The following is a 16,939-nucleotide window of genomic DNA, read 5'->3' as shown; positions in this document are numbered from 1 at the left end:
AAGGGAGGTGATATCCATGACATTTACTAAGGACAGCGGACTCGTAAAAATTTGGTATGGTGCCGTTTTGACTGGTCAATATACACTTGAGCAGGTCCCACGGCTCTCCAATCTGAAAGAAGTTGTAACTGAATTGGTCAATGGTGTAACAGCATAACCGACACGTCACAAAATGTGAACGTGTCTTTTTTATGCCCCTGGGTGGTCCGGGGGCTATTTTTATAACCATTAGGGGGAATGAGAGTGGAAAGATTCGATTTAGTTATTAAATGGCTTGGAGCTGTTTGTACGAGTGCAGCAACCTTTTTTTACGGTGGATGGTCCGGGGTTCTGGCTGTGTTGTTGGTATTTGTTGTTATCGATTTTGTGTCAGGTTGTGCGGCTGCAGCTGCTTCAGGAGAACTGAAAAGCAAGGTTGGTATGGTCGGAATCGCTCGAAAGGTCTTTATCTTTGCTATGGTCGCGGTCGGCCACTTAGTGGATGGTGTGCTGGGTGACAGTCATTTATTCCGGGATACTGTGGCTTATTTCTATATCGCCAATGAACTGTTATCCATAATCGAAAACGGCGGCAAGTTGGGAGCACCTATTCCACCAGTAATCCAGCAAGCGGTTGAAGTTCTAAAGGGTAAGGGCGGCAATAACGATAAAGGAGTTGGTAAGGAATGAACCGTAAAATATCGCAAGCAGGACTCAAGCTTATCAAAAATTTTGAAGGTTGCCGGTTAACCGCGTACAAGCCTGTCCCTACGGAAATCTACTGGACCATAGGGTGGGGGCATCATGGCCCTGATGTTAAACAGGGGATGACCATCACACAGGCAGAAGCGGACTCTATGCTGATTAAGGACTTGGCTAAGTATGAAGCGTATGTAAACAATCCTACATATGTGCCAGTCACATCACAACTCAATCAGAATCAGTTTGATGCATTGGTAAGCTTTTGTTATAACTGTGGAGCTGGCAACCTTAAAAAGTTGTGCGCCAACCGGACAATCGTACAAATAGCCGAAAATATCACGAAATATAACAAGGCAGGCGGCAAGGTGCTGACCGGATTGGTGCGGCGCCGGGAGGCAGAGTTGGCATTATTCAACAAGCAGGATATTAAGAAGGAAGGCCCAGCAGAAAAAGTGAATGTCACTGTGAACGGGAAAAAGATCAAGGATGGTAAACTGGAGAACGGAGTAACATATGTACCTCTCCGGGAAGTAGGTGAGGCGCTTGGTGCAAAGATTGGATGGGATAAGGGGACCAAGACAGCCACACTCGAAACGAAGGTATAAATCATTGTTGAACGGCTATACTCATATTGAGTGATGTTTCCCCAAAACACATTCACTCTCCCTCTATATATGTCACGTTGGATTAAGAGCAAAGGACCTCACTGGCTTAGGCTAGTGGGGTCCTTTTTTGTTTATCCGAAAGTTTATTTATGTCACCAGTTGATATATAATAATGGAAACTGATCCTGAGCAAGGAGGGAAATCTGGTGTCTAAGAAAATCCAGTATCTCGACTACGCCGTACAGGACAACGTTTTGATACCTCTGGTCTATCTTACTTCTGAACAGTTTGACCAGTTGATAAATGATTATGATTCGTTTAATTTAAAACAAGTACGGCGGCGTAAAAAAAGAGGGGCCTGATCTCGGCCCCTCTCCCTGAAACTTATCCGCGACGCTTATGCTGCGTCATGCGGTGGTGCAGGTCATACGCCCGCTGTTCTGCATCCGTGAGGTCATACCGTCCAAGTATCTGTTCCTCACGACTTTTGAACTCCTCCTTGGTGATCCGTCCCAGTCCCATCTGGTCGCGGGTCACTCTTAGGAGGTGTTCTCGTTTTTGGAGCTTTTCAAAAGCTTCCAGTAACACTTTATCCATCTTGCTCACCTCCTTTCTGATTTAATTATACAACGTTTAATGTTAATAGTCAACACAAAACGTTGAATTAATTAATATTAAGAGTTGAATATAAACGTTAAGTGTTGTATTATGGGTGTGAGGTGATTGAAATGTTACGGCTAAAGCTAAGAGAAGTGATGTTCGAGAAACGCTGGAATCCCAAGCAGCTCAGCGAGGCAACGGGAATCCGATGGAATAGTATTGATGATATGATGGAGAACCGGTCCAAACGTTGGACCGTTGAGAATTTAGAGAAGATTATGGAAGTCTTGGATTTGAAAGACGTGTCTGAACTAATAGAGTATGTGGACCAAGGAACTGCCGAGGTGTAATGCCAGGCAGTTTTTTAACGTTGATAAAAGAACGTATGTTCGCATATAATGGAAATGGATGTCCATTCTATTAATTACGAGGGGGTTATACATATGTTACCGGATCGCGAACGTAAATTGCTCCGAATCCTAATCAATTACCCCAGTCCAATTCATAGCGCTCGCGCACCTGATTTTAAACTGTTGGAGACCATGACAGGGCGCAGAAAGTCGGAAATACAGGGGAGCCTAGAATACCTAGAGCAACACGGATATATTGAGTGGCCGGATAAGGGGACAACAGAGGGGATCGAGATCATCAAAAATGAGGTTCTAGAGAAGTCACCGCCAAAGCGGAATAATATAAAGTATTGGACGGAGTATTAATAATCCCAAACGTTTGGAAATTTAAAAGCCTGCCGGTTCGGCAGGCCCATCATTTATTGTTTGCTGTTTTGGATTGCTTGGATTAATTTTTCATTCCGCTTGTCAGCTTTATAGTTATTTACGACGAGGATGGCGTGAATAACCCCTGGAACATAAGCGCAAAGAGTAAGGATAATGTTTAATAGAAATTGTCCAGGCTTTCCACAGGACAGGATGGCAAGTGGGGGGATAAGGCAAAGAAGATACCGCATAGTGATTTTCTCCTTTATTGATTGTTTGAGATTAGTCTAACAGAACTAGGAATAATTTTCTATAAATAAGTACGATTACTTCGTAAGTAAGTTACCAACTTGTGATTAAGGAATCATCTTTTTATGAAATTAAAGATAATAAATGTAACAAATGTAATTAAAATCAATAAATTACCAAAGCGAACATGACAAAAATCGACAGACTTCATCATCATCCAATAGTACAATCAAGGCATAAATTTCCTTTTTAGAACAAAATGTTCTAATCTCATCAGAGGGCGCGGATTAATCCGCATCTTGCTCTATCCACTCGTAGAGATCTTCCATTCTGCAATTCAGTATTCTTGATGCAGTATACATATCTTCAGGCAGCATTACTCTTTCGTTGTTGCAGAAATGTGAAATCATGCGCTGGGATCGTCCAGACCTCAATGCATACTCAGACTGATTGATTCCTCTAGCTGCGAGTAGATAAGAAAGCAAGCATCTCCCCCTGGAGACGCGTTTCAAATGGTTTTCTCCTTTCAAAAGGACAGTGTTACATCGGTAAATTGTACCATGATGAAAATTATCAGTAAACAACACAGATGATCAGGAGGGGTAACATGTTGATTGAATGGATAGAACCCGCTAAAGAAAAAAGGGTTTGGGAAGTTGTTAGAATTTGTGAGGACGAGAACAAGGAATTTTATGATCAGTTTTATGAGGCCCTTAATAAACTAAGAAAGCATGTTCCTTATCATGTAATGGAGGATTTGAATAAACTAGAGGATGTGTTTCTTCAAAAAAACTCTTCATTATATACTGCTTACAATTATGGGTTCAAAGATGCCCTGAAATTAAGCAAAGAGATAAGGGATTTAACATAAAAAAACACACTTTAAGGATAGGAGTCTCCACTCCTATCCAAATACATTGCACATTTGTGCGGCCGTCTTCCAAGAGGAAGGCGGTTTTTTTTATTTGTATGCCCTTACAAATCGATGCGGAATATCCGATAAATCTATCAAACCTGAACTTTTCACCAAAATATGCTACAATGATAGGAAACTAGTGTAGAAGATTTGGGGAAATTGCCAAATACATAGAATAGTCAGACAATTTGCAGCGTAAGATATATGGTTTTACGGCAGCTTTGTGAATCCTTGTTCGTTAAAAACAAACAGAGATGCAAACAAGGAAGTCCACACGGATGGCGAGGGAGGAACACAAAACTTATGACCGATTCCCAGTTAATTTATGAAATCAAGCAAGGAAACGTGGAGTTGTACTCCGAACTGATGCGGAGGTACCAACGAAAAATATTAGCTTTTGTCTACCATATGTTAAAAAGTTCCAATATGGAGTTGCTTGCGGAGGATCTATGCTCGGAAACCTTTTACAAAGCCTTTCGCAGCCTGCATTCGTTTCGGGAGGTCGATGCTTCGTTTTCGACATGGCTATATACCATTGCCCGCAATACGGTATTGAGCGAACTTCGTAAACAGCGCAGCGGTACCCTTCCGCTGGAGGAAAGCGGCATCGTTCCTGTCGCGCCCCCGGAAATAGTTCCGGAGCAGGCGATCCTGAGAAGCGAACGGGTGAGCTTGGTCAGGGATGCGATCAACAATTTACCGGAAAAACAACGCTCGGCCCTTATTTTACGCGAATATGATCAGCTCGATTATCAGGAAATCGCGGATATCTTGGGACAAACCGTGAGTTCTGTGAAGTCTCTTTTGTTTCGTGCGCGCTCCAGTGTAAAAATTCAGCTTGAACCCTACTTTTCAGAGCCGGTCTACTCGAATATTGAAGGGATGAGCACCAGATGAACTGCGAGGAAGCCCAAGAGCTGATGGAACGTGTATGGAATCTCCCGGACAATGATCCGAAGCACGTAAGCTTGAAACAACATATCGAGACATGCCCTTCTTGCGCAATGGAGTATGAAATGTGGGAAGACAGCATGAATATGGTTCATGAGCTGCGGGTCGATCCTCCGGATGTCCGCGCCGAAGCGATTAACCGGAATGTGATGGACCGCATTTACCGCGACTTTCCCTGGCTCGTTGAAGAAAACGAGAAGGGCCGGGCGGTTGGCCGAATGTTTCGCAAACGGTTGATTTTGTGGATATCCGGATTTGCCGCCTTATTTGGCAGCAGCTTCTTATATTTCGCAGTGAGAGGCAATACTAAAGGAACACAGCCTGAAGCTCCCGCTACAGGTATATTGCCTACCGGTGTGGCTGGAAACGGACAGGCGGCAACCGACGGGCTGCATTACAACATTCCCCAGCCCGGCAGCGGCATTATCGATCCGTTGGTCGTTGGGATGGATCCGAGCCAGCCCCAATATTGGATGGTTCTCTCCGTTCTCGGAGTGGGACTGGCACTCTTATTCCTGATGAGACTGAATAAAGCTTCCAGGCGGTTTAAATGAATTTTCAGGAGAGCTGAGCCATTCTTAATCAATCGCAGGAAAATTACATTTAGATGCGTTCTGTCTGCGTAAAATATACTTCGAAAGACGTTTTTCATATCTTCATTATAAAGGGGGCGGGAATTTTGCTGATCGGTTTCGTGCGTCATGGGTTGACGGATTGGAATGCTGTAGGGAAGATTCAGGGTCAGACCGATATTCCGCTGAATGACGAAGGAAGGCTTCAGGCCAAAATGCTTGGAGAGCGGCTGAAAAATGAACCTTACCGCTGGGACTATATAATCACCAGCGGATTGTCCAGAGCCGAGGAGACGGGCTCGATCCTGGCTTCCATCCTAAACATCCCCATGTTGGAGCCCGATATCCGCCTGCGTGAACGTGCTTACGGCTTAGTGGAAGGATTGACTGCGGATGAGCGGGAAACCCGGTATGGGAAGGATTGGAAGCAGCTGGACCTGGGTCAGGAAAAGGACCTGGATCTGCAGGTAAGAGGAATGGCTTTTATGGAAGAAATGTGGTTCAAATATCCGGACAAGAATATGCTTGTCGTGAGCCATGGAGGGTTCTTGGCCCAGCTTTACGGTTCTTTATATAAAGATCAAGTGGTTGAACGAATCGGGAACTTGTCTCTGACGATATTGGAGAAAAAGGATATCGATTGGATTCCGCTGTTGTTTAACTGTACGAGACATCTAATGGAAGAAAAACAGCATTGACAGAAGAATCCGTTTTTGTTTTGAAAGGATATACAAGGTTTAAGGAAAGGCCCCGGAGGGCCTTTTTCTATTTCTATGCGAGAAACATATCATTTCAGCTTAATCGGCTTACTGCCGGCTCAACCGTTTGCTATCTTAACTATTAAATTTGAGGGAATTCGTCTCTACGATTAAGTTTGCGAAAAAAAGTTTGGCCGGTTATGTTTAGCGGGGCCCATTTCCGTTAAAAATGTGGACAACATCACGATTGACGCATGTATTAAACCGATGGAACGTTCCCATAATGGAAGTAAAACGGTAAGGACGATGCAAGTATGAATCTAGCGGATATGCTAACATATGCGGACATTGGGCAGCTGAGCAACATCGCCAGCCACTATCAATGCGACTGCAAGCGAAACTCAAAGCACGAATTGATCCAAAGCATCCTTGTCAAAATGGGCCGAAGGGATTTTTTCGAGGAGCAAGTAGGGCAGCTGACTGCGGGGGATCTCCGGTTTTTGAACAGTCTTGCATTCGATACCCGCAGGGGATACAGCCTGGAGGATTTGACGGCAGTCATCCGGCATTCTTTCGGGGATGAGGGGACAGAGAAGGCGGATTTAACCGAACTTCGGGAAAATCCAAGGGAAGCCGTGGCAAGGTATCGCAGGAGCGGGTGGTTGTTCAACGGCTTTACCCAGTCTACAAAATATACCTTTCACGTTCCCGCGGATCTGAAGGATCGGTTCCGTAACGTGCTGAGGACCAAGCTTTCGGCAAACGTACAGCGTGCAGTCGAGCCGGAGGTTTACAGGGACGAGCAAGGGCTCGCCGCAGAGGATATGCTTGTTTTGCTGAAATTCGTACAAGGTCATGATATCGAGCTGAATCCGGAAGGGTTTATGTACCGCCGTTACCAACAGCAGCTGATCGGTTCGCTTTATGTCTCTGAACCCTTGATTAGCAAAGGAACCTGGAGATTTGGCTATGGCCGTTCCTGTGCGGAATATCCTGACCGATTCGCTCTCCTGTACGATTATGCATATGCCCGCCAATGGCTCAAGGAAAGCGGCAACCGGCTCGTTCTGACTGAACGCGGAGAGGAATTTCTTGCAGAAGGAAATCAAGTTAGCGTGATACAGATATTCCGCTTTTGGTTAAGACTTTATAAAGGAGCCGTTCCTAACTTGTCCTCCCTCGTTTACTGGATCGGTCAGTGTGCGAAGGACTGGGTGACGATGGCTTCCCTTCAGGAATCGCTGGGCTGGTTGATTCGTCCGTTTTATTACGACACTCCTCAAATGATTTTGGAGCAGCGGGTCATCCGGATGCTGATGCACTTCGGAATGCTGCGAATCGGGGAAAGCGGGGAGTCCGGTACCGTGGTCCGCATGACGGCGCTCGGACAGAAAACCGCCGAAACGTGTCTACATATCAGCGATTCCGACCCTTCGACGGATTGACAGAACAAGGCATAAGTTGCTACAATCACTCCCACAAATTGAAGGGGTGATCCGCAGATGAATTTTGAGTACAAGGGTATTTGGCCGTCCGTTCATCCGTCCGTATTTGTTGCCGACGGAGCCAAGATCATTGGGGATGTGACCGTCGGAATGAATTCGACCGTTTGGTTTAACACGGTGCTGAGAGGTGATCTGGCCCCGATCGTCATTGGGGAGAGATGCAGCATACAGGACGGAGTCGTCGGCCACGTCAACACGGACCAACCTTTAATCGTGGAGGATGAAGTGTCTGTCGGCCATTCGGCCATCATTCACGGCTGCACGATCGGCAAGGGCTCTCTGATCGGCATGGGCGCCATCGTCCTGAACGGTGCGAGTATTGGTGAATACGCTTTAATCGGCGCGGGATCGATTGTAACGGAGAACAAGGTGGTTCCGCCCTACACGCTTTCTCTCGGCACACCCGCCAAAGTCATTCGCGAATTGACGGAAGAGGACCTGCTTCGGATGAAGCGAACGATGGAGAGTTACGTGGAGAAAGGAAAAGAATACAGGCAATTTTAAAATTTTCGTTTGGAGGTGCATCCTAATGGATAAGATGAAGGTTACTTACGAAGTGATGTTGAGTCTGGCAGCAGAAATGGTATGGGACGAGGCTTTGCGAAAGCATCGGAGCGAGGAGCTTTACAAGGAGATCGACGAGGCCCTGGCATCGGGCGACGAGGTGGCTTTCCGAAACCTGACGGATGAACTGAGAACATTAAATTGAAGAAATGCTCCGGCATTTCTTCTTTTTTTGCCTAATTCGGGTGACTGATCGTATAATGTAGAAATTGTGAGATTGTTAACATAGAAAGGATGTAAAGCATGAAATTCAGTGAAGTGGATGAAAAGACTTGGCCTGAACTTCAGCCGTACTTCGATACGTGCCTGATCCCGTATACGGGAATGACCGGAGCCGAAACGCCTTGGGAAGCGACGATGGCGCTTGAACGGCTTCGCGATTTTTTGGATTATGTAGAAATACCTTTCAAAGGCCGGGTGGTCACGTATCCGGCTATGCAGTATGGAGGACAAGCTTCCGTCCGGCTTTTAAACGAAATTTGTCACAAAGTCAAATCTACGGGGTTTGCTTATGCCATCGTCATGACGGCCGATTGCAAGCTTACGGGAGAGGATGTTCCTGAAAGCGCATTAGTCCTTTCCCTGCCTGAGATTGCGGCTTCCGGGACCGAGTCCGTGAAAGAGGCTGTGGCAGGATTGATCGGGAATTTATGGAATAAAAAACCAGGGTCCTAATTGTGACGAAAAACCGACAATTTCATGTTGGTTTGCTGGAAGCGCAGCCAAATATGGGTTCGATATTCTTGACGGTCCGGGGTGCCTAATATATTATAATTATGTCCTAGTAAGTCGTGTGATTTTAATCATTGAAAACACTTAGAACGGTTGACAAAGGGGGTTGAACACAGAATGAGCCACAACCACAATGACGAGCATGAAGAGTCGCACAAACCACCCCGGCGCAAAGAGATGTCCCGCAGACAGTTTCTAACTTACACGTTGGGCGGTGCCACAGCTTATATGGCGGGTGGTGTAGTCATACCGATGCTCCGGTTTGCCGTTGATCCAATCCTTCAAAAGAAAGATGAAGGTGCTTTTGTAAAGGTAGCCGAAGTAAGTAAGATTACAAATGAACCGCAAGAGTTCCATTTTGAGCTGAAACAGCAGGACGGCTGGTATAACAGCACAGCTTCTCTTACGGCCTGGATCCGTAAAACGGATGAAGGGAAAATTCTTGCGCTTTCTCCGATCTGCAAGCACTTGGGCTGCCTGGTCGGCTGGAATAACAACAAGAACTATCCGGACGAGTACCATTGTCCATGTCACGGAGCGCGTTATACGCCGGACGGCAAAAACCTTGCCGTAGCGCCTAAACCTCTCGACATGTACACCATTAAAGAGGAGAACGGCTGGATTTACCTCGGCGAAATCGTGCCGAATAACGTAGCGAAATAGGAGGCGTAGATTCGGATGTTGAAGAATGTCTACAACTGGATTGACGAGCGTCTCGATATCACGCCGATCTGGAGAGACGTTGCGGACCACGAGGTTCCGGAGCACGTTAACCCCGCGCACCATTTCTCCGCGTTTGTGTATTGTTTCGGCGGCTTGACGTTTTTTATAACTGTAATCCAGATCTTGTCGGGCATGTTCCTGACTATGTATTATGTACCGGATATTATAAACGCTTACGCCAGTGTGGAATATTTGCAGACCAAAGTGGCTTTTGGCCAAATCGTCCGCGGTATGCACCACTGGGGAGCAAGCTTGGTCATCGTTATGATGTTCCTACATACGATGCGTGTGTTCTTCACGGGGTCATACAAGGCTCCTCGCGAAATGAACTGGGTCGTGGGAATGCTTATTTTCTTTGTCATGCTGGGTCTTGGCCTGACGGGCTACCTGCTTCCATGGGATAACAAGGCATACTTCGCGACAAAGGTTACACTGGAGATTGCAAACTCCGTGCCTTGGCTCGGACCGATCATCAAGGAACTGCTTCAGGGCGGTACCATCGTAGGTGCCGAAACGTTAACCCGTTTCTTTGCCATTCACGTGTTCTTCCTTCCGGCAGTGCTGCTCACCCTCCTGGTAGGGCACTTTATCATGATCCGTAAACAGGGTATTTCCGGACCACTATAAGAAGAAGGGAGGCATATTCATGGCACACGGTCACAAATCTGATGAAAAAGTAGTTTACGTCGGGGATTCCCGCATCAAAAAAGGCGAAGGTTTCGTCACTCCTCCCGACGTTACAGCCTATCCGGGCAAGTCGGAGGCGTTTATCCCGTACTTCCTTTTGAAGGAATGGATGGTAGGGGTCGTCGTACTGGTAGGATTCCTTGTATTGACCATCTCGGAACCCGCGCCGCTTGGCTATCCTGCCGATCCGGGCGCATCCGTAATTCCGATGCCGGACTGGTACTTCCTGTTTCTGTACGAGTACTTGAAGCTTCCATATGCTTCCGGAGATTATGTCGTACTCGGCACGATCGGTGTTACCGGTATCGCATTCGGTGCGCTGCTCTTGGCTCCATTCCTGGATACGGGGAAAGAAAGACGATTCTATAAGCGTCCGATCGCATCTTCGCTTATGTTCCTTTCTCTTCTCGCGATTATTTACCTGACCAATTCGGCTTGGACGCATTACCAGCATGAATTGAAAGCCTCGGGACAGAAGCCGGAGCATATCCAGCGCGAAGAGGAAGCTGCAGAGAAGCATGCGCAAGGGCTGCCGACTTCCAATGCCAAGCAGCCTGAGTCCGAAGAGGTCGCGATTGTGGACAAAGACAATCCAGCCATGGAAACCTACAAAAAGGCAACTTGCATTTCCTGCCATGCGGCAGATATGAAAGGGCAGGGTGCGCCTTCGTTGCGTGGCGTAGGCGACAAACTGGATAAAGCTGCCATTGCGGATATTATCGCTAACGGCAGAGGCGGCATGCCGCCGATGAAAGATCCGGCAATTGCCGCGGGCGTCACGGAGAAAGAACTCGATCAATTGGCGGAATGGCTTGCCAGCCAGAAAACTGCAGAGTAAAATAATGAAGAACCTGATCGTTTTCTACGGTCAGGTTTTTTTCAGGATTATTGAAAGAAGTAATGTCTGTATCTTGGATGAATGCGCAGATGGACAGGAGGATACGGGTTGTCAGTTACATATTTATGGAGCCGTGAGTTTTTAAGCAAGCGTTTTGTCCTGTGGTTTTTGCTGATCAGCAATGCTTTGGGAACCGTTTACGGTTATATCTGGTACGGCGATCAACTGCAGTTTACCGCGGAACGAAATCCCTGGTGGCAGCTGCCTTTTGTGCCGGACAGTCCTACGGCAAGCTTGTTTTTTACGATAGCGCTGTTTATGCTGCTGTTCCCCCCGAAACGGTTGGGCGGGATGTTCTTTCAGCAGTTTATCGAAGCCATGGCGGTCGTAACGTCGGTGAAATACGGGATATGGGCGTGCGCCATGATTTTCGCGGGGGCGTGGCAAGGCAGCGAAATGATCTGGCAGGATTGGATGCTCGTTGCGTCCCATACGGCCATGGCGGTGGAAGCTTTGATCTATGTGAAGCTTTTTCACATTCGCTGGACGGCGCTAACCTCGGCGGCCGCATGGACCTTGCTGAACGATACGGTTGACTATACCTTCGGCGTATTTCCATGGCTGCCGTCACAGCTTGATGACGATCTTCCTGCGGTAGAGGCCTTTACTTACGGGCTGACGCTGTTCAGCTGGCTGGCGGCCTGGATAGCCGTAAAACGAAGCTCTCCGCCTAAAAGCGGCATTTAGTCAAGCGGTTCTAGGCACGTCCCTTCCGCCATACAATAGGGTAGGAGGGATGTCCCATGTTACGGAGACTATTTAAACTATTGGCCGGCTTTTCCGCTTTCTTGCTGATATTCGGAATTTGCGATACAAAGACGGCCTGGGGATATTCGGATCAAGGCAAGAAGGGGGCTTCCCCTGCGGCTGAAATTCAGGCAAAAGCTTTGAACCGCGAAGCGGAGTCCTTATACCGGTTCGTGGAGGAAGGAAACACGCAGGCGGCCAACGAATCGCTCAGAAGGATAGAGCGTTTATTTGAAACATCTTCGTTTCAAGGCTTAACGGGCGTGGAAGGAGTTCATGCTCTGGCCGAAAGTATCATCGAAATGAAAGAAGCAGCGGCAAGAATGCAATTGGATCCGAAACCGTGGATGATCGCCGCTGGCAAGCTTCGACTTGCTGCGGACAGCTTGGCGCACCCCAAAGACGGCATATGGCTGCAGTATTACAAAGTAGTCCGGGAGGATATCCAGTTGTTGGACCAGAGTGCGGCCAAACAGGATCGGGCGGGGATGGAAAAGGCGTTTTCCGGCCTCCAGGAGCACTATGAGCTGATTCGACCATCGCTGATCATTGTACGCAAGCCCGAAGAGGTGACGATGATCGAATCTTGGCTGTCATACGCCGGCGGGGCAGTATCCAGGAACGAGCCCGCCGAGATACGGAGGATAACGCCGCAGGGTGAGACAATCGTCAATCTGCTGTTCGGAAAAAAGAAAGATGAACCCGCGTTGGCTCCCCTGGGCGAGGTTCGCGGACCGTGGATGTGGCAGCTTCTGTTCGCTGCATTTATCCTCTCGGCGCTAACCTTTGTCGGCTATCGTAAATACCAGGGTCATAAAAACCGGTTCGATCCGCTTTTTCCGAAGCGTTTATAAGGGGATGAGAGGGGAAAAAGAAGACTAGTCCGTCATTTGACGGACTAGTCTTCTTTAAATCCTTCGCCGTGGACATCGGTAACGTCGTTGATGATAATAAAAGCTCTTGGATCTACCGACTTGGCAATCTCGTTCAACCGGCGGATCTCTTGCCTCGAAACGACGCAGTAGGCCATATGCTTGGCCTGCTTGGAATAAACGCCGATTGCGGGGATCAGGGTGACCCCACGATCCATCTCGACGTTGATCCGGTCCGCGATTTCGGGCGCAAAGTCGCTGATGATCGTAAAAGCTTTAGCCGCATAGGCGCCTTCCTGAATGAAATCGATCACTTTGGACGCAATAAATACGGTTACGAGCGTATAAAGGATTTTTTCAAGCGGGATGTACAGCAAGGATAAACCGATGATGATAATGTCCAATGCCAAAATGACCTGGCCCATGCTGTATCCGAATTTGCGGTTGAATATCCGGGCGATGATGTCGGAACCGCCGGTGGTTCCCCCAAAGCGGAACACTACGCCGAGTCCTGCCCCAAGCGTGACGCCCGCATAAAGCGAGGCCAGAATATAATCATGTTCCGTTTTAAATGGCAGGATCCATCCCAGAGCGATCATTTTTTCGAATAACCATAAAAATAAGGTCAAAGAGCCGATCCCGATTCCCGTATAAATCGATTGCCTTCCGCCCAATACCTTCAATCCGAGCAAGAACAGCGGAATATTCAACAGTAAGGTAGATAGGGAGGGCGGAATGGAGAAAGCGTAATTCAGCAGCACGGTAACGCCGGTTACCCCGCCTTCCATCAGCTCGTTCGGAATAATGAAATAGAGGAGGCCGAACGCATAGATGGCCGTGCCAATCATAATGGGTATTACGATTTTCAGCTGATTCACGAGTTTGGATGTTTTCAATCAAATCCCCCGCATTATTCAAAATAAAGATATAGTTATGTATGCTTGTTCCAATTCCCTTACTAGTATATACCTTTTTTTCAAATATAAAAAAGCACCATTTTTAACTTGGCTTGCATTTATTCCGAAAACGCCGGCGTCCTGCGGGAAAGGACGATGGCGCGTTTCCTTTTGGCTAATAAAAAATATTTGTTTTCAAATCGGCTTTACGATAACATAGGTTTAAAACGTTTCGGGTTATTCGAAAGTCGTTTCAACTTGCACGAAAGGGGTGACGGTCTTGGGAAAATCCATGGCAGATATGCAGAAGGAAGTCGACCGATATATATCGCAGTTTAAAGAAGGCTATTTCAGCCCTTTGTCCATGATGGCACGGATGTCGGAGGAAGTTGGCGAGTTGGCCCGGGAAGTAAACCACAGGTTCGGCGAAAAACCGAAAAAACCGGATGAGGCGGACAATTCCATTGAATTGGAACTTGGCGATATTCTGTTCATAACGATTTGTTTTGCCAATTCCCTGGGGATCGATCTGGCGGAAGCCCATGACAAGGTGATGCATAAATTCAATACTCGTGATGCCGACCGCTGGACGAAATTGAATGCCGATTAGAGGTGCGTTGGTTTTGCCTGCGCACCGCTTTTGCCGTCCCTAGCTTCATCCCATCTTCTCGGTGCTGAAAATCGGACTTATTAAACACGCACTTTAAGGCCATGAATACATATGCTGTACCAAAACCCGTCTGCGGGGGAGGGACAGCCAGTGAAACGGGATCACAATATTCAAAACGCATACCGTTGTATTTTGCAAAATGATTTTGAGGAAGCGCTCCGTTGGTTTGAGGCCGCCATAAAAGCCAACCCGGGCGATGCCGAGGTTCATTACCGCTGCTCCATCACCTATGGCCGCAGCGGTAAATTGGATCAGGCCATTCTCCATGCCAAGGAAGCCATCGCGCTCCAGCCCGATAAGCCGGAGTATCAACTTCATCTTCAGCATTTGAAATCGCTGGAGCTCGTCCAACAAGCGAAAAAGCTGGTGGAGAGCAAAAATCCCGCTTTACGGGCGGAATTGTACCAGGCGGCAGGACTGTTGAAATCGGCCATTGCCATGGATCCGCTGTATTCGGAAGCCTATGTTTGGCTTGCGCTGGTATACAGTGAATTGAATGAACATCCGCTCGCCATATCAACCCTGAAGGAAGTCATAGGGCTGTATCCTCAGGAGAGCGGTCTGCAGCATTTAATGGAAGAACTCAAGAGACGTTTGAAATCATATATTCTGGATTCATAAAAACAGATTAAACGATAAACACGGAGGGATTCCTATGGCAAAACCTATACGGATTGCGGTCGTTGGAGCAGGCGGCCGAATGGGTAAAGAAGTTGTAAAGCTGGTGCTCCAAGATGCGGATCTGGAGCTGGTCTCTGCGGTTGGCCTGAGCGACAGCGGAACGGATGCCGGAACGCTGGTTGCTCTGCCGCCCTGCGGCATTCCGGTTACATCCGATCTGGAAATGGCGCTCGTGGAAAGCAAACCGGACGTAATGGTTGATTTTACGAATCCCCAGTCGGCTTATGGCAATACGACTCTGGCGGTAAAATACGGGGTTCGTCCGGTTATCGGCACGACGGGCTTCACCCCGGAACAAATCGAAGATTTGGACAAGCAGTGCAAAAGCCGTGGCATCGGCGGCCTGATTGCTCCCAACTTTTCCATCGGCGCGATATTGATGATGAAATTTGCGGCTCAGGCCGCGAAATACCTGCCTCACGTCGAAATCATCGAGACTCACGGGGACCAGAAGCTGGATGCCCCTTCCGGGACGTCCATCAAGACGGCGGAAATGATTGCGGCGAACAGGGAAGAGCTGCGGCAGGGAAATCCGAAGGAAGAAGAGATCATTGAGGGAGCGCGGGGCGCGTATTACAACGGTTTCCGGATTCACAGCGTGCGTCTTCCGGGAGTTTTTGCCCAGCAGGAAGTGATTTTCGGAGGTTACGGTCAAAGCCTGAAAATCAGGCATGATTCCTATGAGCGTGCGGGTTACATGCCGGGCGTCAAGATGGCCATTGAAAAAGTAATGGGTTACACGGGCATGATTTACGGCTTCGATCATTTCATCGAATAGAGAAAGAGGGAAAGACCATGATGAATATTGCATTTATAGCACATGACCGCAAAAAAGAGGAAATGGTCAACTTTGTAATCGCCTATGAAAAAGTTTTTGAAGGACATCAGCTTTACTCTACGGGAACAACGGGCATGCGGATTATGGAGCAGACGGATTTGAAAATCCACCGTTTTATGTCCGGCCCGCTTGGCGGTGATCAGCAAATCGGCGCGCTGGTGGCGAAAAACGAGATGGATCTGATCATTTTCCTGCGGGACCCGCTCATGGCGCAGCCCCATGAACCGGATATCAACGCGCTGCTGCGTCTCTGCGACGTTCAGGGGATTCCCCTTGCGACGAATGTGGCTACAGCCGAGATTCTGGTTAAGGCGCTGGACCGGGGGGACCTTGCATGGAGAGAACTGGTGGACAAGTATAAGCCGGGGATTGATCAGTGAGCATGGGCAATAAACTGGATATCCTCATTTTCGGAGCCCATGCGGATGATGCGGAAATCGGCATGGCCGGTACGATCCTGAAACATACGGCCGCAGGACTTTCCGTGGGGATCTGCGATTTGACGGAAGCGGAAATGTCCTCCAACGGGACCGTTGAGCTAAGAAAGCGGGAGGCAGAGGAGGCCGCACGGGTTATGGGATTGGCCGTCAGGAGCAATCTGGGCCTGCCAGACCGAGGATTATTCGCAACACCCGGGAATATTGAAACCGTAACGGCAGAAATCCGAAAATATTCGCCATCCGTCGTGTTCGCTCCATATTGGGAGGACCGCCATCCGGACCACGTAGCCTGCAGCAGGCTGGTGGAGGAGGCGGTATTTAATGCCAAACTGCGTCGTTACATGCCCGCTTTGCCCCCGGTTAGGGTGGACGAGCTGTATTTTTATTTTATTAATGATCTGGCCAAAGCGGATGTCATCGTTGACGTGTCTCCTTACTATGATAAAAAGGTGGAGGCGCTCTCCTGCTACAGGTCGCAATTTGAAAAAACGGATAAAGATTCCGTCGTGACGCCTCTTACGGAAGGTTATATCGAACGCGTACGCGCCAGGGACGCCCTGTTGGGACAGCGCCAATTCATCCCTTACGCCGAAGGTTTTGCATCCAAAACCCCGTATGTCGTTCATCTATTCGGAACGAATGAGGCATAATATGTCATCAGACTTGGAATATCCTCACACAGAGAAACGAAGGAGGCC

General features: G+C 48.1%; 27 protein-coding genes. 23 read left to right on the top strand and 4 right to left on the bottom strand.

Annotated features, from left to right (window positions below; all coding sequences use genetic code 11):
- Positions 1-16: 16 nt before the first annotated feature.
- The 4 genes from XI25_RS33780 to XI25_RS33455 all read left to right on the top strand — a co-directional run bounded on the left by XI25_RS33780 (position 17) and on the right by XI25_RS33455 (position 1,648).
- Positions 17-157, top strand: coding sequence for a hypothetical protein (locus tag XI25_RS33780; RefSeq protein WP_200901459.1), 141 nt, complete (start codon positions 17-19; stop codon positions 155-157).
- 80 nt (positions 158-237) lie between these two features.
- On the top strand, positions 238-669 hold the full coding sequence (locus XI25_RS20925; RefSeq protein WP_046680081.1) for a phage holin family protein: 432 nt from the start codon (positions 238-240) through the stop codon (positions 667-669).
- Positions 666-1,286 carry a glycoside hydrolase family protein gene (locus XI25_RS35110; protein WP_082112475.1) on the top strand — a complete coding sequence of 207 codons (621 nt, stop codon included), beginning with the start codon at positions 666-668 and terminating at the stop codon, positions 1,284-1,286. Before XI25_RS20925 ends, XI25_RS35110 begins: the two co-directional genes overlap by 4 nt.
- 206 nt (positions 1,287-1,492) lie before the next feature.
- Positions 1,493-1,648: a hypothetical protein gene (locus tag XI25_RS33455; protein ID WP_160308940.1), complete on the top strand. Its 156-nt coding sequence runs from the start codon at positions 1,493-1,495 to the stop codon at positions 1,646-1,648.
- A gap of 22 nt (positions 1,649-1,670) precedes the next feature.
- Here XI25_RS33455 and XI25_RS20915 read toward each other — a convergent pair whose 3' ends face one another.
- Complete coding sequence (locus tag XI25_RS20915; protein ID WP_046680080.1) at positions 1,671-1,883, bottom strand: hypothetical protein; 213 nt, start codon at positions 1,881-1,883, stop codon at positions 1,671-1,673.
- A 131-nt stretch (positions 1,884-2,014) separates the two neighbouring features.
- Between XI25_RS20915 and XI25_RS20910 the strand changes: the two genes are divergently transcribed.
- Positions 2,015-2,236 (top strand): helix-turn-helix domain-containing protein, encoded by a 222-nt coding sequence (locus XI25_RS20910; protein WP_046680079.1) that lies wholly within the window; start codon positions 2,015-2,017, stop codon positions 2,234-2,236.
- A gap of 419 nt (positions 2,237-2,655) precedes the next feature.
- Here XI25_RS20910 and XI25_RS20900 read toward each other — a convergent pair whose 3' ends face one another.
- Positions 2,656-2,853 carry a YqaE/Pmp3 family membrane protein gene (locus XI25_RS20900; RefSeq protein ID WP_046680077.1) on the bottom strand — a complete coding sequence of 66 codons (198 nt, stop codon included), beginning with the start codon at positions 2,851-2,853 and terminating at the stop codon, positions 2,656-2,658.
- Positions 2,854-3,138: 285 nt separating this feature from the next.
- On the bottom strand, positions 3,139-3,438 hold the full coding sequence (locus tag XI25_RS32380) for a helix-turn-helix domain-containing protein (protein WP_235440048.1): 300 nt from the start codon (positions 3,436-3,438) through the stop codon (positions 3,139-3,141).
- 20 nt (positions 3,439-3,458) lie between these two features.
- Here XI25_RS32380 and XI25_RS20895 point away from each other — a divergent pair, with 20 nt between their 5' ends.
- From XI25_RS20895 to XI25_RS20835, 13 genes are all read left to right on the top strand, one after another.
- Entirely contained in the window at positions 3,459-3,722 is a 264-nt protein-coding gene (locus XI25_RS20895; RefSeq protein ID WP_046680076.1) for a hypothetical protein, read from the top strand.
- A 348-nt stretch (positions 3,723-4,070) separates the two neighbouring features.
- Positions 4,071-4,664 carry an RNA polymerase sigma factor gene (locus XI25_RS20890; RefSeq protein ID WP_046680075.1) on the top strand — a complete coding sequence of 198 codons (594 nt, stop codon included), beginning with the start codon at positions 4,071-4,073 and terminating at the stop codon, positions 4,662-4,664.
- On the top strand, positions 4,661-5,272 hold the full coding sequence (locus XI25_RS20885) for an anti-sigma factor (protein ID WP_046680074.1): 612 nt from the start codon (positions 4,661-4,663) through the stop codon (positions 5,270-5,272). Before XI25_RS20890 ends, XI25_RS20885 begins: the two co-directional genes overlap by 4 nt.
- A 125-nt stretch (positions 5,273-5,397) precedes the next feature.
- Positions 5,398-5,988 carry a histidine phosphatase family protein gene (locus XI25_RS20880; protein WP_046680414.1) on the top strand — a complete coding sequence of 197 codons (591 nt, stop codon included), beginning with the start codon at positions 5,398-5,400 and terminating at the stop codon, positions 5,986-5,988.
- A gap of 314 nt (positions 5,989-6,302) precedes the next feature.
- Positions 6,303-7,433 (top strand): hypothetical protein, encoded by a 1,131-nt coding sequence (locus tag XI25_RS20875; RefSeq protein WP_046680073.1) that lies wholly within the window; start codon positions 6,303-6,305, stop codon positions 7,431-7,433.
- 57 nt (positions 7,434-7,490) lie between these two features.
- Positions 7,491-7,997, top strand: a complete 507-nt coding sequence (locus XI25_RS20870) for a gamma carbonic anhydrase family protein (RefSeq protein ID WP_046680072.1) — start codon at positions 7,491-7,493, stop codon at positions 7,995-7,997.
- A gap of 25 nt (positions 7,998-8,022) precedes the next feature.
- Positions 8,023-8,202, top strand: coding sequence for an IDEAL domain-containing protein (locus XI25_RS20865; RefSeq protein ID WP_046680071.1), 180 nt, complete (start codon positions 8,023-8,025; stop codon positions 8,200-8,202).
- 98 nt (positions 8,203-8,300) lie between these two features.
- Positions 8,301-8,732: a DUF2487 family protein gene (locus XI25_RS20860; RefSeq protein ID WP_046680070.1), complete on the top strand. Its 432-nt coding sequence runs from the start codon at positions 8,301-8,303 to the stop codon at positions 8,730-8,732.
- Positions 8,733-8,906: 174 nt separating this feature from the next.
- Positions 8,907-9,452, top strand: a complete 546-nt coding sequence (locus XI25_RS20855; protein ID WP_046680069.1) for a QcrA and Rieske domain-containing protein — start codon at positions 8,907-8,909, stop codon at positions 9,450-9,452.
- A gap of 15 nt (positions 9,453-9,467) precedes the next feature.
- Positions 9,468-10,139 carry a menaquinol-cytochrome c reductase cytochrome b subunit gene (gene qcrB / locus XI25_RS20850; protein WP_046680068.1) on the top strand — a complete coding sequence of 224 codons (672 nt, stop codon included), beginning with the start codon at positions 9,468-9,470 and terminating at the stop codon, positions 10,137-10,139.
- A 19-nt stretch (positions 10,140-10,158) separates the two neighbouring features.
- Positions 10,159-11,037 carry a menaquinol-cytochrome c reductase cytochrome b/c subunit gene (locus XI25_RS20845; RefSeq protein WP_046680067.1) on the top strand — a complete coding sequence of 293 codons (879 nt, stop codon included), beginning with the start codon at positions 10,159-10,161 and terminating at the stop codon, positions 11,035-11,037.
- 108 nt (positions 11,038-11,145) lie between these two features.
- Positions 11,146-11,784 carry a DUF1405 domain-containing protein gene (locus tag XI25_RS20840; RefSeq protein WP_046680066.1) on the top strand — a complete coding sequence of 213 codons (639 nt, stop codon included), beginning with the start codon at positions 11,146-11,148 and terminating at the stop codon, positions 11,782-11,784.
- A gap of 56 nt (positions 11,785-11,840) precedes the next feature.
- A complete protein-coding gene (locus XI25_RS20835; RefSeq protein ID WP_046680065.1) occupies positions 11,841-12,698 on the top strand; it encodes a sporulation protein YpjB in 858 nt (285 codons plus the stop codon).
- A gap of 44 nt (positions 12,699-12,742) precedes the next feature.
- On the opposite strand, the gene XI25_RS20830 is transcribed toward XI25_RS20835, so the two are convergent.
- Positions 12,743-13,612, bottom strand: coding sequence for a YitT family protein (locus XI25_RS20830; RefSeq protein WP_046680064.1), 870 nt, complete (start codon positions 13,610-13,612; stop codon positions 12,743-12,745).
- Between the two features lie 280 nt (positions 13,613-13,892).
- On the opposite strand from XI25_RS20830, the gene XI25_RS20825 reads away from it, so the two are divergent.
- The 5 genes from XI25_RS20825 (at position 13,893) to bshB1 (ending at position 16,891) form a co-directional block, all read left to right on the top strand.
- Positions 13,893-14,222, top strand: a complete 330-nt coding sequence (locus XI25_RS20825) for a nucleotide pyrophosphohydrolase (protein ID WP_046680063.1) — start codon at positions 13,893-13,895, stop codon at positions 14,220-14,222.
- Positions 14,223-14,372: 150 nt separating this feature from the next.
- Positions 14,373-14,903 carry a tetratricopeptide repeat protein gene (locus XI25_RS20820; RefSeq protein WP_046680062.1) on the top strand — a complete coding sequence of 177 codons (531 nt, stop codon included), beginning with the start codon at positions 14,373-14,375 and terminating at the stop codon, positions 14,901-14,903.
- A 34-nt stretch (positions 14,904-14,937) separates the two neighbouring features.
- Positions 14,938-15,741, top strand: a complete 804-nt coding sequence (gene dapB, locus XI25_RS20815; protein WP_046680061.1) for a 4-hydroxy-tetrahydrodipicolinate reductase — start codon at positions 14,938-14,940, stop codon at positions 15,739-15,741.
- A gap of 17 nt (positions 15,742-15,758) precedes the next feature.
- Positions 15,759-16,181, top strand: a complete 423-nt coding sequence (mgsA, locus tag XI25_RS20810; RefSeq protein ID WP_200901458.1) for a methylglyoxal synthase — start codon at positions 15,759-15,761, stop codon at positions 16,179-16,181.
- Between the two features lie 2 nt (positions 16,182-16,183).
- A complete protein-coding gene (bshB1, locus tag XI25_RS20805) occupies positions 16,184-16,891 on the top strand; it encodes a bacillithiol biosynthesis deacetylase BshB1 (protein ID WP_046680412.1) in 708 nt (235 codons plus the stop codon).
- Positions 16,892-16,939 lie beyond the last annotated feature (48 nt).

It is taken from the genome of Paenibacillus sp. DMB20 (assembly GCF_000987955.1).
Taxonomy (GTDB): Bacteria; Bacillota; Bacilli; order Paenibacillales; family Paenibacillaceae; genus Paenibacillus_AQ.
The sequence above is the reverse complement of the archived record's forward strand: the minus strand, read 5'-3'. Positions and strand labels throughout refer to the sequence as shown.

Coding starts and splice junctions, on each gene's coding strand:
- XI25_RS20870 (WP_046680072.1), top strand. CDS start 7,491: ATGAATTTTGAGTACAAGGGTATTTGGCCGTCCGTTCATCCGTCCGTA.
- XI25_RS20865 (WP_046680071.1), top strand. CDS start 8,023: ATGGATAAGATGAAGGTTACTTACGAAGTGATGTTGAGTCTGGCAGCA.
- XI25_RS20890 (WP_046680075.1), top strand. CDS start 4,071: ATGACCGATTCCCAGTTAATTTATGAAATCAAGCAAGGAAACGTGGAG.
- XI25_RS20915 (WP_046680080.1), bottom strand. CDS start 1,883: ATGGATAAAGTGTTACTGGAAGCTTTTGAAAAGCTCCAAAAACGAGAA.
- XI25_RS35110 (WP_082112475.1), top strand. CDS start 666: ATGAACCGTAAAATATCGCAAGCAGGACTCAAGCTTATCAAAAATTTT.
- XI25_RS20860 (WP_046680070.1), top strand. CDS start 8,301: ATGAAATTCAGTGAAGTGGATGAAAAGACTTGGCCTGAACTTCAGCCG.
- XI25_RS20835 (WP_046680065.1), top strand. CDS start 11,841: ATGTTACGGAGACTATTTAAACTATTGGCCGGCTTTTCCGCTTTCTTG.
- XI25_RS33780 (WP_200901459.1), top strand. CDS start 17: ATGACATTTACTAAGGACAGCGGACTCGTAAAAATTTGGTATGGTGCC.
- XI25_RS20895 (WP_046680076.1), top strand. CDS start 3,459: ATGTTGATTGAATGGATAGAACCCGCTAAAGAAAAAAGGGTTTGGGAA.
- XI25_RS20885 (WP_046680074.1), top strand. CDS start 4,661: ATGAACTGCGAGGAAGCCCAAGAGCTGATGGAACGTGTATGGAATCTC.
- XI25_RS20875 (WP_046680073.1), top strand. CDS start 6,303: ATGAATCTAGCGGATATGCTAACATATGCGGACATTGGGCAGCTGAGC.
- XI25_RS20855 (WP_046680069.1), top strand. CDS start 8,907: ATGAGCCACAACCACAATGACGAGCATGAAGAGTCGCACAAACCACCC.
- qcrB (WP_046680068.1), top strand. CDS start 9,468: ATGTTGAAGAATGTCTACAACTGGATTGACGAGCGTCTCGATATCACG.
- bshB1 (WP_046680412.1), top strand. CDS start 16,184: ATGGGCAATAAACTGGATATCCTCATTTTCGGAGCCCATGCGGATGAT.
- XI25_RS20910 (WP_046680079.1), top strand. CDS start 2,015: ATGTTACGGCTAAAGCTAAGAGAAGTGATGTTCGAGAAACGCTGGAAT.
- XI25_RS20900 (WP_046680077.1), bottom strand. CDS start 2,853: ATGCGGTATCTTCTTTGCCTTATCCCCCCACTTGCCATCCTGTCCTGT.
- XI25_RS20925 (WP_046680081.1), top strand. CDS start 238: ATGAGAGTGGAAAGATTCGATTTAGTTATTAAATGGCTTGGAGCTGTT.
- dapB (WP_046680061.1), top strand. CDS start 14,938: ATGGCAAAACCTATACGGATTGCGGTCGTTGGAGCAGGCGGCCGAATG.
- mgsA (WP_200901458.1), top strand. CDS start 15,759: ATGATGAATATTGCATTTATAGCACATGACCGCAAAAAAGAGGAAATG.
- XI25_RS20845 (WP_046680067.1), top strand. CDS start 10,159: ATGGCACACGGTCACAAATCTGATGAAAAAGTAGTTTACGTCGGGGAT.